At 40.0% G+C, this 14,516-nt stretch carries 12 protein-coding genes and 4 tRNA genes; 6 read left to right on the forward strand and 10 right to left on the reverse strand.

Features of this window, described 5'->3' with window-relative positions; translation table 11 throughout:
- Positions 1-18: 18 nt before the first annotated feature.
- Positions 19-933, forward strand: coding sequence for a dihydrodipicolinate synthase family protein (locus HXT55_RS04535; protein WP_014554634.1), 915 nt, complete (start codon positions 19-21; stop codon positions 931-933).
- A gap of 118 nt (positions 934-1,051) precedes the next feature.
- On the opposite strand, the gene thrS is transcribed toward HXT55_RS04535, so the two are convergent.
- The 5 genes from thrS to HXT55_RS04560 form a co-directional block, all read right to left on the reverse strand.
- Positions 1,052-3,082 carry a threonine--tRNA ligase gene (gene thrS / locus HXT55_RS04540; protein WP_004117944.1) on the reverse strand — a complete coding sequence of 677 codons (2,031 nt, stop codon included), beginning with the start codon at positions 3,080-3,082 and terminating at the stop codon, positions 1,052-1,054.
- 144 nt (positions 3,083-3,226) lie between these two features.
- On the reverse strand, positions 3,227-4,126 hold the full coding sequence (locus HXT55_RS04545) for a metal ABC transporter permease (protein ID WP_016635373.1): 900 nt from the start codon (positions 4,124-4,126) through the stop codon (positions 3,227-3,229).
- Positions 4,127-4,128: 2 nt separating this feature from the next.
- On the reverse strand, positions 4,129-5,061 hold the full coding sequence (locus HXT55_RS04550) for a metal ABC transporter permease (RefSeq protein WP_064623184.1): 933 nt from the start codon (positions 5,059-5,061) through the stop codon (positions 4,129-4,131).
- Positions 5,051-5,863: a metal ABC transporter ATP-binding protein gene (locus HXT55_RS04555; protein WP_004111896.1), complete on the reverse strand. Its 813-nt coding sequence runs from the start codon at positions 5,861-5,863 to the stop codon at positions 5,051-5,053. The genes HXT55_RS04550 and HXT55_RS04555 overlap by 11 nt, the downstream gene beginning before the upstream one ends.
- Positions 5,864-5,958: 95 nt before the next feature.
- The gene (locus HXT55_RS04560) at positions 5,959-7,143 is read right to left on the reverse strand and encodes a metal ABC transporter solute-binding protein, Zn/Mn family (RefSeq protein ID WP_004111898.1); all 1,185 of its coding nucleotides are present in this window, start codon (positions 7,141-7,143) and stop codon (positions 5,959-5,961) included.
- Positions 7,144-7,469: 326 nt separating this feature from the next.
- On the opposite strand from HXT55_RS04560, the gene HXT55_RS04565 reads away from it, so the two are divergent.
- The 3 genes from HXT55_RS04565 to HXT55_RS04575 all read left to right on the forward strand — a co-directional run bounded on the left by HXT55_RS04565 (position 7,470) and on the right by HXT55_RS04575 (position 10,253).
- Positions 7,470-8,513, forward strand: coding sequence for an ADP-dependent NAD(P)H-hydrate dehydratase (locus HXT55_RS04565; RefSeq protein ID WP_064623425.1), 1,044 nt, complete (start codon positions 7,470-7,472; stop codon positions 8,511-8,513).
- 14 nt (positions 8,514-8,527) lie between these two features.
- Positions 8,528-9,214 carry an HAD family hydrolase gene (locus tag HXT55_RS04570; RefSeq protein WP_050792604.1) on the forward strand — a complete coding sequence of 229 codons (687 nt, stop codon included), beginning with the start codon at positions 8,528-8,530 and terminating at the stop codon, positions 9,212-9,214.
- A 106-nt stretch (positions 9,215-9,320) separates the two neighbouring features.
- A complete protein-coding gene (locus HXT55_RS04575) occupies positions 9,321-10,253 on the forward strand; it encodes a LysR family transcriptional regulator (RefSeq protein ID WP_014554638.1) in 933 nt (310 codons plus the stop codon).
- Positions 10,254-10,538: 285 nt separating this feature from the next.
- Here the strand turns inward: HXT55_RS04575 and HXT55_RS04580 are convergent.
- The 4 genes from HXT55_RS04580 to HXT55_RS04595 form a co-directional block, all read right to left on the reverse strand.
- Positions 10,539-10,611: transfer RNA gene (locus tag HXT55_RS04580), tRNA-Val, on the reverse strand.
- Between the two features lie 40 nt (positions 10,612-10,651).
- A tRNA-Val gene (locus HXT55_RS04585) sits at positions 10,652-10,723 on the reverse strand.
- 31 nt (positions 10,724-10,754) lie between these two features.
- Positions 10,755-10,825, reverse strand: a tRNA-Cys gene (locus HXT55_RS04590).
- Between the two features lie 28 nt (positions 10,826-10,853).
- Positions 10,854-10,926, reverse strand: a tRNA-Gly gene (locus HXT55_RS04595).
- A gap of 642 nt (positions 10,927-11,568) precedes the next feature.
- Between HXT55_RS04595 and HXT55_RS04600 the strand changes: the two genes are divergently transcribed.
- Together HXT55_RS04600 and HXT55_RS04605 are read left to right on the forward strand one after the other, a co-directional pair.
- Positions 11,569-12,273 carry a hypothetical protein gene (locus HXT55_RS04600; RefSeq protein WP_421792576.1) on the forward strand — a complete coding sequence of 235 codons (705 nt, stop codon included), beginning with the start codon at positions 11,569-11,571 and terminating at the stop codon, positions 12,271-12,273.
- 334 nt (positions 12,274-12,607) lie between these two features.
- Positions 12,608-13,294, forward strand: coding sequence for a DUF4190 domain-containing protein (locus HXT55_RS04605; protein WP_014554640.1), 687 nt, complete (start codon positions 12,608-12,610; stop codon positions 13,292-13,294).
- Positions 13,295-13,580: 286 nt separating this feature from the next.
- Here the strand turns inward: HXT55_RS04605 and HXT55_RS04610 are convergent, their stop codons facing one another.
- Positions 13,581-14,345 (reverse strand): helix-turn-helix domain-containing protein, encoded by a 765-nt coding sequence (locus tag HXT55_RS04610; RefSeq protein WP_101892076.1) that lies wholly within the window; start codon positions 14,343-14,345, stop codon positions 13,581-13,583.
- Positions 14,346-14,516: the final 171 nt, after the last annotated feature.

Here is a 14,516-nt window from a genome sequence, read left to right on the forward strand (position 1 = left end):
AATAAAAGGACGAATTTTATGACTACTTCTAGTAGCGCAAAGCTTGATTTGCATGCTTTTAAGGGCGTTTTCTGCCCATCAATAACTGTAAGCAAAGATGACGGAAACATTGACTACAACTTATGGGCAAAGCACTTAGACCATCTGATTGATGCTGGGATTAATGGCATATTGATTTTTGGCAGCATCGGCGAATTCTACGCATATCCACTTAGCGTAAAAAAGGAAGCTGCTAAGTTTGCTATTGAACATGTTAATCACAGAGTTCCAGTTCTTATAGGCGTTGGAAACACAAATCTTAACGAAGTACTTGACTTTACTAAGTTTGCGCAAAGTTGCGGAGCAGACGCTGTTGTAGCTGTATCTCCATACTACTTTGGACCAACTGCACCAACTGCCGAACGATACTTTGGCGCAATAGCTAACGCAACTAGCTTGCCCGTTATTCTATACAACTTCCCTGCTCGAACTGGCAGCGATTTAACACCAAGCTTAGTTGCAAGTCTTGCTGAAAAATACCCGAATATTGTTGGTATTAAAGATACGGTAGATACTATAAGCCATACTCGCGCAATGATTGAAGCCACTAGACGCGTAAACCCAGATTTCGTTGTTTTCTCTGGATTTGATGAGTATTACACTCCTAACAGGATTGCTGGAGGAAACGGCGTGATTTGTGGTCTTACAAATGTAGAGCCAGAAACTTTTGCATCTTTGCATAAGGCGTATGAGGCTGGCGATTTTGCACATCTTATTGAATGTGCTAAAAGAATCAGCCATTTGATGGCAGTTTACAACACTACCGACTTGTTTATTTCTGCTATTAAAGCTGCTGTAAATCTTAAGGGATTGCCGATTAGCACGCTTGTTCGCGAGCCTGCAAGTCAAGTTAATAGCGAGCAAATCGAAGCAATTCGTGCGCTGCTTAAGTAACTAAGTCACTCGTAATAAATCAAGAATAAAAGGAATAAACCCGCACAACGTTAAGAAGTGCGGGTTTGTTTTGTATTGACTTACGTTGATTTATGCTACGTAAGTTGCATCGCGAATGCTACTTTGTGTAGCGCTCAAAATCTTCTGCAGTATTCACTTGAACGCGCTGCTTAATAATGGACAAAATCCACTCTTTAGCTTGCTCAACTGGAACACCATTCAATTGGCTACCATCGCGGAAGCGGAAGCTCACAGCATTGTTGTTCACATCCTCTTCGCCAGCAATCAAAGTGAAAGGCACCTTAGACTTAGAAGCGTTACGAATCTTCTTGCCAAAGCGATCGTCGGAGCTGTCCATTTCGCAACGAACCATATTCTCTTCCAAATCGCTAATAAACTTTTGCAAGTGCGGAGCAAACTCGTCTGCAACAGGAACGCCAGTCACCTGAACTGGAGCCAACCATGCTGGGAACGCTCCTGCATAATGCTCAAGCAAAATAGCGAAGAAACGCTCAATAGAGCCGAAGAGTGCGCGGTGAATCATAACTGGGCGCTGGTGACTACCATCAGCTGCAATATACTCCAACTTAAAGCGCTCAGGCAAGTTGAAGTCAAGCTGAATAGTAGAAACCTGCCAAGTGCGGCCGATTGCATCTCGCGCTTGCACAGAAATCTTAGGTCCATAGAATGCAGCTCCGCCTGGATCGTCCACAAGTTCCAAACCAGACTCTTTAGCAACCTCTGCCAAAGTGTTAGTTGCTTCTTCCCAAATCTCGTCGGAACCAACAAACTTGTGCTCATCCTTAGTGGAAAGCTCCAAGTAGAAGTCGTTCAAACCGAAATCTTTAAGAAGACCAAGCACAAAGTTAAGCAAGCTCTTCAACTCATCGCGCATCTGCTCGCGAGTGCAGTAAATATGCGAATCATCCTGAGTCAATCCACGCACGCGAGTTAAGCCATGAACAACGCCAGACTTTTCGTAACGATACACAGTACCAAACTCAAACAAGCGCAAAGGAAGCTCGCGATACGAACGCTGGCGAGACTTGAAGATCAAATTATGCATTGGGCAGTTCATTGGCTTCAAGTAGTAGTCAGCACCCTGGCGGGTTACATTGCCATTCTCGTCGCGCTCTTCGTCAAGCTTCATTGGAGGATACATGCCATCCTTGTACCACTGCAAATGGCCGGAAGTCTCATACAAGCCGCCCTTAGTAATATGCGGAGTTTGTACGAAGCTGTAGTGATGCTTTCTGTGCTGTTCGCGCGAATAATCTTCCATTGCGTTAATGATTGCAGCACCCTTTGGATGGAACACTGCTAAGCCTGGACCAATCTCGTCTGGGAATGAGAACAAATCCATTTCTTGGCCAAGCTTACGATGATCGCGCTTAGCAGCTTCTTCCATGCGAGTTGTATAAGCTTTAAGCTCTTCTTTGCTAGGCCATGCAGTTCCGTAAATGCGCTGAAGCATAGGATTATGCTCCGAACCGCGCCAGTAAGCTGCAGCAACACGCTCAAGCTTAAAAGCCTTAATATAGCGCGTATTTGGCAAATGAGGTCCACGGCACAAATCACTCCAGACCTTATTGCCTTCGCGATCCAAATTGTCGTACATGCTAAGCTCATGCTTGCTGATTTCGCCAGCAGCAGCAGGATCAAGATCCGCTTCCTTATCTCCAATCAACTCCAACTTATAAGGTTGATTTGCTTCTTCTTCGCGCGCTTCATCCTCTGTTACAACGCGGCGGCGGAAGCTTTGAGACTCTTTAATAATGCGCTGCATATGCTTTTCGATTTGCTTCAAATCGTCTGGCGTAAATGGAGTATCAACATCAAAATCGTAGTAAAAGCCGTCTTTAATTACAGGACCTACGCCCAACTTTGCGTCTGGTCGAATTTCTTGAACAGCTTGAGCCATCACGTGTGTAGCGGAATGACGCATGATTGCGATGCCATCTTCACTATCAAGTGCTACTGATTCCACGGTATCGCCGTTATGAAGAGACGTGTACAAATCACGCAACTCGCCATTTAAACGCACGGCAATAATATTCTTATCTTCCGCGAAAAGTTCAACGCCAGTGAAGCTTGCATCCACCTCCTTGCGCTCATTGTTTACTGTGATGGAGATGGTATTTTCAGCCATAATTGTCCTTTTCTATCGGGGTCTTGCGTTACTAATGTGCAGACCTGGACTTGTGTGGCGTCGATAAACTTACGCGATTAAAACATAAATAAAACGCGCAAAAAACGACGTCAATCGCACGCATTTTTCACGCGCAATTCTCTGTTACTCTAGAACAACAGAGCGACTTTTTAACAATGATTTTTTGCAAAAACTAGAATAAATCTCATGTATTTTCAAAAAGATGCTTTCACTAAGCTTTACAACTAAATAGAAGCATCCAGCGCAAATCGCGATAGTTCCGCCAGCAGAAAGTCTTAAAATCACAGCTAAGGCAAGTCCTAAAAGCGCTATAAAAATAGAAGACAATACGCACGCAAACACAAATTTGTTAATGGAACGCATTCTGCTCTTTAGTGCTGCTGCAGGAGCTGCGATTAAAGATACCGAAACAACAGTTCCAACAGCTGGAATAATTACCGAAACTGTAATGATTATTAGCGCAAGAACAATTCCTTGCATTAATCCGCTTCTGCCTCCTAAAGCTTTGTAATTAGTGGAGTCAAAAGAGCAGTGAATCAAATTAGCACTATTAAAACTCCACAATCCTAGTGCAAGAGCGAATGCAATAATCGCAAAAATCACGTCTGCAGGAGTGCAATTAAGCAAAGATCCTGTTAAAAAACCCTCAATTCGCAATGGAAGAGGAGCAAACCACTTGTTTAAAAAGTAGCCGCTTGCAAAACCAACAGTAAGAGTTATTCCAGCAGATGCTTGAGAAGATATGCCCTTTAGTTTAGAAAGCACATGCATCATAAAAGACAAAACAATACAAGCCAAAGCAGCGCCAATAAAAAGACCAATAGACAAAACGTTTTGGTCAATCGTATAAACAGATGTAACTACAACTCCAATAACAGCTCCTGGAAAAGCAGCGTGAGTTATAGACTCGGTGAAGAAAATACGCTGATTAAGCAAAGCCAAGGATCCAACAAAACCGCATAATGCTCCAACAGCGATTGCCTCTACAATCGGAAGAGCAATAATTTGCCAAATACTTACCATTATTACTTTCCACCACCATCTATTGCGCTAGACTTTTTCTTTTTAGAAAACACTAGTGCGTATGTAACTCTGTATAAGAATCTTAAAATCAAAACGACTACGAACATTGCGCAAATACTTAGTGCCACTGCAGCTTGCGGAGAAACTGGATGATCAAGTTCCAAGTTCATAGCGTACATGCCTAATAAAACGCCAAAAATACCAACCGCAACGCCAACAAACGCCATACGCCCAACAGTGCGAGAAACCAATCTTGCGCTAGCTCCAGGAATAACAAGGTATCCAATAACAAGAAGTACGCCAACAGCCGAAGATGCAGAAACTACAACAGACGCAATTGCAACGTTTAGCACAATATCTACAAGTAAAGTATTAACACCCATTAAAGGAGCACTAGCGCGGTCAAACGCAACAACAATTTGCTTCTTCCAAGTTAGAACAAGTAATGCGATTGCAAATAAACAAATAAGCATTGCTTGAGTCATTCTATCGTCTGTAACATCTAACAAACGTCCAAACATAAGTGCTTCAAGCTGGCCAGACATATCTCCCTTTTTAAGAGATATTACGATTCCAAGCGCAAAAAATGTTGTTAAAACTGTTGCAATTATTGACTCGTTGATTTTTTGAGACCTAGATGCCCACACAAGAGCGGCGACCAAAAAAATTGCGCAAATCGAAGCTCCTGGAATAATTTGCCCAATTCCACCATATAACGCTCCGACTACGATTCCAGGAAAAATCCCGTGGACCAAAGCCTCCGCATTAAACTCGACGCATCTTAAGTTAACAAACACACCAACTATTCCGCTAGCAATCGCAAGAACAATAAGAAGACAGAAAGGTCTGAAAATGTATGGAGCGGATGCAATAAAGTCAAATCCTGGTATTGGCTCGAGGATTTTGCGCAAAGACTCAACCAATTCAGCTAGCATTGGATTCGTCTCCTGAAGAAGTGCCCGAAATGCTTGAATCACTAAAAGTGCTTGTGACACTCGCCGCATTTAACGAATCATCTTTGTTTGCTAATTGATTCAAAGTAATACCCGCACTTGCAGCTGGCATACTTCCACCATAAGCCAAAGATATGTTTTCTTTAGTCATGACTTTTCTAAGAGGCCCAAAAGATACTTGACGACCAGCCAAAAGCAAGGCTTTTTCGCAAATCGCGTCCGCGATTACCAAGTCGTGAGTAGAGACAACAAACGAAATCCCATCTTCTTTTGCGGACTTCATAATATTGAGCAGTTCTTTTCGATTCGGCTCGTCTAATCCGTTAAAAGGCTCGTCTAAAAGAATTAACGTAGGGCGCGCAACAATAGCTCTAGCAAGCAATATTCGCTGGCGCTGACCTCCAGAAAGATCACCAAATCGCACATCTGCCCTATTTAGCAAACCAACATGATTAAGAGCGTCCTCAACAGATTTTTTCTGGCTTTTTTTGAGCAAACCGAGGAATCCAGTTTGCCTGCTTAAGCCCATTGCTACAACCTGACGAGCGGTGATTGGAAAAGTCAAATCCAAATCAACTTGTTGAGGAACGTAGCCTATAGAAACCGTTTTTGGCATTGTTAAGCTTCCATGGCTTACTCGCACAATACCAATAATCGCCTGCAAAAACGTTGTTTTTCCAGAACCATTAGGTCCTATTAAAGCTAAAGCCTCTCCAGCTTCTACACTTCCGTTAAGCCCAGTCACAACAGTTTTATAACCGTATGCTAGGTCGCAATCTTTCATCGCTAGGACGCTCTTATTCACTATAAATTAACCTTCTTGTAACTACTTTTGTAGTGATTTATTATTTTCAGCTACTTATATAGCCACCTATTTAACTACTTTTTCAAAGCAGTTTTTACAGATTCTGGAAGGTCTGGAACTTTGCCATCCCAAGCCTTAACAAGAGTCTGAACATTGTGAACAATGGAACCAATATAGGTCTCGCCAGCAGAGCCAACAGGACCAAGGGAATCGCCATAAAGCGCATCGTCGCCAATAATCGCCTTTACGCCTGCAGCAGCAGCCACAGCCTTAATAGACTTTGAATTGTTGGAATTTTCGGCAAAAATTGCTACGGCACCAGACTTTTTAACAGCTTCTGCAGCCTCCTTAATATGGTCTGCAGTTGCATCCTGCTGACTGTTGAAGTCAGAAAGAGCTGCGCCAATAAACTTAACATTGTAGTCGCGTGAGAAGTATCCGAATGCATCGTGCGAAGTAAACAGAACGCGATGTTCCTGCGGCACGCTGTTCAAAGCACTAGTTGCCCAAGAGTCTAAATCAGCAAGAGACTTAACGAACTTTTCAACATGCTCATCGAAGATTGACTTGCTTTCTGGAAGAGCTTTGCCAAGGAAGTTACCAATATTCTTGACTTGAATCATAGTATTCTTGGTGCTAGTCCAAATATGTGGATCATACTGGAATTCTGGCTCTTTCTCGCCTTCTTCTGGTGGGAATGGCCATTTTTCAGCATGAACCTTTTCAACACCGCGGTCAATCTTGTAAGGAAGATTCTTTTCTTTAGCAGCTTCTGCCTTTGAATCCTTGATTTCGTCTGCTGTAAGAATGCCCGAAGTTACACCCATTGTGCCCTTAAATCCAGTAGCTTTTACAGCCTGATCTAAGAAGTGCTCAAGATCTACTCCAGAAACAAGCATTAAATCTGCTTTAGAAAGCGCTTTGGATTGCGCTGGAGTCATCTCATGCTCGTGTGCAGACGCGTTTGGAGCGAGTAAGCATGTAAGGTTGATTGTTGACTTTGCTTTGTCTTGAGGCGCGCCAATCACAGACTTTTTGCCTTGAGAATCGGTTTTATTAAGGCTTAATCCAGATTTTGCATCTGCAGTGGATGCGATTTGAGTTACATAATCGCAGATTTGAGTGGTGGTTGCAACTACGTTTACTTGATTACCGTTAGTCTTTTGATCTGCTGTCTTAGCTGTTGATCCACATGCGCACAAGCCAACAGTTAGCAAAGCGGCGGTGGCTGCGGTGGCAAAAATTCGTGCAGTTTTCACTATTTTCCTTTCCGGAATCTATGAATTCACATTATTGCAAGTCTTGTAATCTGTTTAAAAAGCGTTTTCACTTTCTCCATTATTTTTAATTAGGAAAGATTATCGTTAGCAATAACGTTTAAAAGCATAGAAAAAATATGATGGATGGTCAATGAAATTTTGAAAATTTATTATATTTTTTCAAAAGTGGCGTGTCGCAAATTTTTTGTCTGATATAATTGCGATTTTTCTTGCGTTATATAAATAAATGGTGTATATAGCGAATGCAATGTGACAAATAACAAAACCACAAATAACAATCCCAGATATTCACTACAATCGTAAGCATGAGTGAACTTCTAAACATAGAAGCAAAAGATGTAAACAAATGTCTAAAAAAGCCTAAGCCTTTTTACAATAAATACTCGCGTGGGGTTCTGGGATTAGTCACAGGTTCTAATGAGTATCCTGGAGCTGCAATATTAAGCGCGAGTGCTGCGTCACACGCAAATATTGGAATGGTTCGTTATGCCGGTCCTCTTCGCGCACAAAACTTAGTATTACAAACATCTCCAGAAGTAGTAGCCTCGGAACAATTGACTGGAAAAATCGACGCTATAACAGTTGGATCTGGAATACCAGATGCGGATCATTGCAATACTGAAGCTAGCGCAAATCAAAGAAAATACATTGCGAGCATTCTTGCGCAATATGCGAAAGAAAATAATAATTCGAAAGAACAATCAGTAAGTCAAAAAGATAATCTTCCACCAATATGCGTAGATGCTGGAGCGTTAGATTTACTGCCAAAACAGGTTTGCACAAAAGTAGTTCTCACTCCACACGCAGGAGAATTAAGCTCACTTTTTACTAGATACGACTTGAATATAAGCGCACAACAAATATCTAGCAATCCAACACACTACGCTCAAAAAGCAGCCGATCTTACTGGAGCAACTGTGCTAGTTAAAGGCGCAACAACAGCAGTTGCATCACCATCAGAACTACACTCTCCCATTTATATTGCAAAATGCGCTCCATCTTGGCTCGCAACCGCAGGTTCAGGAGATGTACTGGCAGGAATTCTAGGAGCATTATTAGCGCAACGCGAAAGAAAAGAAAATAATGAAAATTGTGCAGAAAATTATGCAGAAAACTACGCGAATTACGCAGAAAACGAAAACTATGCTTTTATTGCAGCGAGCGCAGCTGTAATCCACGGAATTTCAGCATCATTAGCATCTAAAATCAACAGCGAAAACAATTACACTCAATTGGCGCAAGACATAGTGGAATCAAATGATGCTTCAACTTCAGATCACCCAATTGTAGCAAGCGATATTATTAATGCGCTGCCTTACATTATTGGTCTTTTAATGAATCTTAATTAGTGAAAGAAGAAAAAATGAAAAACACAAATATCAACACAAATATCAACACAAATGAAAATGTAGAATCTGTTGAAATTCACGACGTAATGTTTGATTATTGTAAGGTCTTACTCGAGTGGAATTGCAGGAATTGTTTACAAAAACAGTTCCCAGATTTAGTAGACACTATTTGTCCTAATGGCACTTTTGGAAAAGACGATTTGGCTGGATTTTATGAGTTTGAAGACCGCATGGACGGCGGCGAACTACTAAAAGACCTTTTGCCAGAATATGAAAGGCGATTTGGCAAGGAGCTTAGTAACGCTTTTCAATGGTATTGCGCACACTATGACCAAGTTCTTACGCAAATGATGCCTGGAATGGTTGATTTATTGCACGATTTGCGCAAAGCTGGCTACGGAGTTTGGGGATTGACTAACTGGTCTAAAGAAACTTTCCCACTCGCATTGCGTAAATTCCCAGAATTGAAAACGCTTTTACAAGGTACGGTTATTTCTGGCGTTGAAAAATTGCATAAGCCACAGCCTGAGATTTTTGAGCTTGCTATGAACAGATTTGGATTGAAACCGCAAACAACTGTTTTCTTCGACGATAAGCCAGTAAATATTAATGGCGCGCATAATGTTGGAATGCATGGGTTTGTTTTTACTACTACCGAACAAGCTCGCAAAGATTTAGCATCGCTGGGCGTTAAATTATAAGCACTAAGCCAAAGTCGCAAGATTATAGGCGTTAGTTTATAGTTGTTATAGTTGTAATAGTTGGAAATAGTCAAGTATAAATCCCAAAATCGGAAGGCTCTTAATAATGACGCTGCTGCAATTAAAGTACATTGTGAAAATCGTAGAGTGTGGATCTATGAACGAAGCTTCGCATGAACTTTATGTTTCACAGCCAGCGTTAAGTTCTTCCGTAAAAGAATTGGAACGAGAGCTTGGCATTGAGATTTTTACAAGGTCTTCTCAAGGAATTGCATTAACTGTTGACGGAGCTGAGTTTTTAACATACGCACGACAAGTTTTAGACCAGGCAGATTTGCTTGAAGAGCGATACAACAGCACTAAGCCTAGAAAACAGCTTTGCAGCGTTGCAACTCAGCACTACATGTTTGCTGTTGAAGCTTTTGTAGACATGATTCGCAGCATTGATTCTAACGAGTACGAGTTTTCACTAAGGGAGACGCGTACAAAAAATATTATTAATCAAGTGACTTCAATGCGCGCAGACCTTGGTTTGCTTTATCTTTCCGACTACAACAAAGACGTTATTGGAAAAATGCTTCGAGAAAAGCATCTTGAATTCCATCCACTTTTCCGCGCTAAATTGCATGTGTTTATTTCTAGAAACAATCCACTTGCGGGTCATAAAAAACTCACTTTGGAGGATTTGCGACCATATCCGTTTATTCAGTATGAGCAGGGTGAGGATGGTAGCTTCTTCTTTACAGAAGAAGCAGTATGGCCTCAACATCCACCTAAAAAGATTAATGTTACTGATCGCGCAACCATTTTGAACTTTATTATTGGTCTTAATGGTTTTACGATTTGCACTGGAATCGACAATGGCGACTTGAATAACGAGAAAATCGTGACCATTCCGCTGGATTGCGAAGAAACCATGCTTGTTGGGTGGATTAAGAATGAGCGCACGAATCTTTCCCCTGCAGCAATTGCGTATCTTTCTCAACTCGAATCTGTGTTAATTAAACACGGATATCAAGTAATAAATAGAGCTAAATAGTAGAACTGAGCAGCGTGATTAAGCAACATGACTGAGCAGTGTAACCGAGCAGTGTAACTGAACAGCGTAACTGCGAGATTTTGGGAATTACACTATTCAGCACCGTTACATTATCCAATACTATTTTTGTGCATAACTCAAAAATAGTATTTAATTTTGACGCTACGCTTATTCTTAAATCAACCTATACGCGAAAAATGTCTTAACAAAATGCTGACTAATACCGAGGCATACCAGTAGATACAAAAAATGCGGTATATCATACCGCGAAACTGAACAATATTGTGGGTGATATAGGAATCGAACCTATGACCCCTTCCGTGTGAAGGAAGTGCGCTAGCCGCTGCGCCAATCACCCAAAATTTTTTTAATTATGCGTGAAAGGCAATCCTTTCGAGTGGGCGATACAAGGTTCGAACTTGTGACCCCTTCCGTGTCAGGGAAGTGCGCTACCACTGCGCCAACCGCCCAGGTTGTTTATTAAGCTAACCCGCTTAATCGAGGTGGGTACGAGAGTCGAACTCATCTATACGGCTTTGCAGGCCGCTGCCTAACCGCTTGGCTAACCCACCGTAAGGTCGAATAACTCACCGGACCTAGAGCGGACAACGGGACTCGAACCCGCGGTCTCAACCTTGGCAAGGTTGCGCTTTACCAACTAAGCTATGTCCGCAATGCTCTCACACTGACCACCGCCAGCCCGAAGCACGAGTAACTACTATACCCGAAATATTCTCAAATGCAAGCTTTGCGTCTTTTGGCGTGTCGCTTGGCGTGTCATATATTCATAGCAACTGTATCAAAATTGCTGCGTTAAGGAAACAGTTTTGATACGTGCTTAATCTTCATAAGCTTACAAATTTTTCTAATTTGAAGAATAGAAAATATTTAACATAAATTCTATTCACAAAATAAGCAAAATGCGGTTAAACTGTAACAGTACTCATAAAGACGGTAATAAGATATATCAAATATTTACAGTAGAGAAAGATATTCTATGAATAACAATGATGTTTCTGACAAAAATATCGACGTACAAAAAACTCAAATTATAAATAACAGCGCTACATCATATGATAAGAACCCGAGTAATATGTCCCACAAGCCCAATAATCCAAAAAATCCAAAATCTAAAAAACTTAAACATATACTCCTAACTATATTAATAATCGTTTTAGCAGCTGGTGTCATAGGTTCAATTCAGCAAAATAAACCAAACAACACTAAAACCAAGTTAAGTGCATCAGAATGTAAAAATATAGCAAAAAACTATGTAGCCGATAACTTTTTGTCCTTAACCGCTATTAAGAAAAAGATGACAACTTCCGAATGCTCTGCGAAAGATTCCGAATCTGCTATAAATTATTTGGACGACACTTACGATTTCAACAATGTGGCAGTAAGAAAATTAAGGCTACTCGTAGAAGATGATAATAATTTAACTAAAGAAGACGCAAAGTCAAAACTTGAAGACCTTAAGTTTGATGAAGCAGAAATAGAATTTGCCATAAATCATTACTCTGACGAAATCTGCTCCGTAAAAAAGAACGACTTGTCTTGCGAAATTGAAAAGGATTCAATTTTTGCCCAAAAAGATAAAGATGACAAATCCAAGGATTCCAAAGACAATAAGTCGTCTTCAAATGGGGATTCTGACAATAAAAATCAAACTAACACTAACAAGACAGGCACAAAAAAGAATCCAACAAACAAATCATCTGTAGATAATTCCAATTCAAATTCTACGCAATCTGAAAATAGGAACGCAGAAGAACAGCAAGATAATCAACAACCTGCCCAAGCACCAGTTCAGCAGCAGGCGCCAGCACCTACCCCACAACCAGCTCCCGTTCCTCAGCAACAACCTCAGCAGCAGCCTCAACAACAGCAACTTCCTCTAGTACATCCTGGAAGCTTCTGCTCTACTTCTGGACAACAAGGAGTGACTATACGAGGAACTCTTATGATGTGTAAGGAAGGAGTAAACGACGGAAGATTGCGTTGGCGCAAAGTACGGTAGTATATACAGTATAAAACAAAATATAAGCAAATTAGAATCTACACGCTTATTACTCACCTAACACAAACTGCTAAACATAAACGAGTGGTTTCAACTTTATTTAGATTACATTTTAACGACTAGCTTGTATTCTAAATACTTTCTGCAAGCTCACATCAGCAGAGTGCAAATGTATACTCTTGCATAAAATATTTGCAAGCAATTCACACATCTTTTACACAATTCTATGCCTACTTGCATAAAAAAAAAACGAATAAAATTTATCTTGCATATGCAATTGTAAATTTACTTTTATTTTTTGCATATTTTAGATCAAACTAGGTAAGGAAGAAAGATGACTGAAGGAAATGAAACCATTCATACAAATCAAAATTCTCAATCTGAATACAAACATTTAAGTGGACTTGGTGTATCTGCACTCGTATTAGGAATTATAGGTATAGTATTTTCATTCGTTCCGATTATAAATAATATATGTCTTGTTTTGGGAATATTAGCCATTATATTTTCTGGTTGCTCGTTCCACTCAACAGGAAAGAATGGAAGCAAACGAGGACGCGGAATGGTAGTTGCTGGACTCGTTCTTGGCATTCTTTCAATAGTGATTACTTTGTGCATGCAAGCGAGTTTCAGCAATTCTCTAAATAAAGCTACATCAAGCTTAGATAAGGCAAGCAAGAAAATAGATAATATGACAAAAGGTATTGCTAATGAAAACGCTAAAGAAATGAAACTTCAGGTAAAAGGAACAGGTCCAACTGATATTAATTTGTCAGTTGCTGGTTCCAGTAGCAATGAGAGTTCAGATAATGGTACTTGGGAAAAAGTTTTAACTGGCAAAGATGCTAAAAAAGACTGGACTGTTATGGCTACACCAAAACTTGATATCAACAATCCAACGCAAGATAATTATCAAGTTGAATGTTCCATTAGCGTTGACGGAAAGCAAATATCTCACAAAAGCGCAACAGGAACAGCTGCTAACGTAATGTGCATGGCATCCGATACAACCACTAAGTAATAAAATGTTTTATAACAAAATAAAAGCCTGATTATCGTTCTAATCAGGCTTTTTCTTTATTTATGCATGTAAGATATAGACAGATTTAATTTTGCTATTATTGAATCTTCTATTTTTATAACTCGGCAATATTGCTTGCTTTAACTTCTTTATCACTCTTAGAAACTTCAACTGTAGGCGTAGATACACTTATGCCAATCATTAAATTCCCCCAAAAACTCCCCAATATTGTTTCTAAATTTTAGCAAAAGGTATAATTTTTTATTCTTTTATTGCATGATTATGTTTAGTGATTATATTTAGCAATCAATTCCGCAAGTTTGGTTAATCCTGCTTGGCGCTCGCGAACATCAAGAGATTCAGACAAATCTACAGAGCACACTGCGATTGGCATAAAGGATTTTGTCGATGATTCTTGTGTGTCTTCAGTAATGCATGAAGAAACATTTTGGCGAATAAAATCGAAAACTTTAGAATCAATAACGCGAAGTTTAACGTTAATTATTGAATTATCTACGCCGTCTTCTTTATTCTTAAGATGAAATTTATTTACCAAATCTTCTAAATTATTACTGCTTATATATCCTTCTATTTTGTCAGTTTGCTTAAGCTGGAATTGTGAGTGCATATTTCCAGTTGCAGCAGAAAGTATTAAGTGCTTTAAAAGTTCTACTAAACGCGATTTTCTACACCAATACTCCATTGTTTTCGCGCGATTTTTAGATCGGTTAACCAAATCTTGCGGAGTAATTGAACGCAAATATGCTCCTATACGATACTTCTGCTGCCTATTGATCCACGAACCTTCACAACCGCTAAGCATAAACAATGCTGCAAAAGCTAATGACGGAGCATATGCCCTACCGCTTTTAGAGTTTTGTTGTTTATAACGATTTACAGAATCTAGTGAAATTAAAATCTTCCTACTTCCAAATGTGTACGTTGTTAGTAAATGATTCGAGCATAATGCGCTAACTCTTTGAGTGCTAACTGCTAGCTTGGCTGCAGCTTCCTCACGCGTAAGAAGAGTATCATTCACAAAAATAGACATAACACGAGTGTATCAAAATTGTTGCGTTAAGGAAACAGTTTTGATACGCGGATTAAATTTTCATAATCGAAAATTTATAAATTGAGTTAGAAATATCTAATTCAAAAACATTTGTAAATTCGCCATTGCTACTAGTTTTTATTAATAGAATATTTCTTATCAAATAGCTAT

It is taken from the genome of Gardnerella sp. KA00718, from assembly GCF_049244285.1.
Classification (GTDB): Bacteria; Actinomycetota; Actinomycetes; order Actinomycetales; family Bifidobacteriaceae; genus Bifidobacterium; species Bifidobacterium vaginale.

Coding starts and splice junctions, on each gene's coding strand:
- HXT55_RS04535 (WP_014554634.1), top strand. CDS start 19: ATGACTACTTCTAGTAGCGCAAAGCTTGATTTGCATGCTTTTAAGGGC.
- HXT55_RS04550 (WP_064623184.1), bottom strand. CDS start 5,061: ATGCTAGCTGAATTGGTTGAGTCTTTGCGCAAAATCCTCGAGCCAATA.
- HXT55_RS04545 (WP_016635373.1), bottom strand. CDS start 4,126: ATGGTAAGTATTTGGCAAATTATTGCTCTTCCGATTGTAGAGGCAATC.
- HXT55_RS04575 (WP_014554638.1), top strand. CDS start 9,321: ATGACGCTGCTGCAATTAAAGTACATTGTGAAAATCGTAGAGTGTGGA.
- thrS (WP_004117944.1), bottom strand. CDS start 3,082: ATGGCTGAAAATACCATCTCCATCACAGTAAACAATGAGCGCAAGGAG.
- HXT55_RS04570 (WP_050792604.1), top strand. CDS start 8,528: ATGAAAAACACAAATATCAACACAAATATCAACACAAATGAAAATGTA.
- HXT55_RS04565 (WP_064623425.1), top strand. CDS start 7,470: ATGAGTGAACTTCTAAACATAGAAGCAAAAGATGTAAACAAATGTCTA.
- HXT55_RS04610 (WP_101892076.1), bottom strand. CDS start 14,345: ATGTCTATTTTTGTGAATGATACTCTTCTTACGCGTGAGGAAGCTGCA.
- HXT55_RS04605 (WP_014554640.1), top strand. CDS start 12,608: ATGACTGAAGGAAATGAAACCATTCATACAAATCAAAATTCTCAATCT.
- HXT55_RS04600 (WP_421792576.1), top strand. CDS start 11,569: ATGACAACTTCCGAATGCTCTGCGAAAGATTCCGAATCTGCTATAAAT.
- HXT55_RS04555 (WP_004111896.1), bottom strand. CDS start 5,863: ATGAAAGATTGCGACCTAGCATACGGTTATAAAACTGTTGTGACTGGG.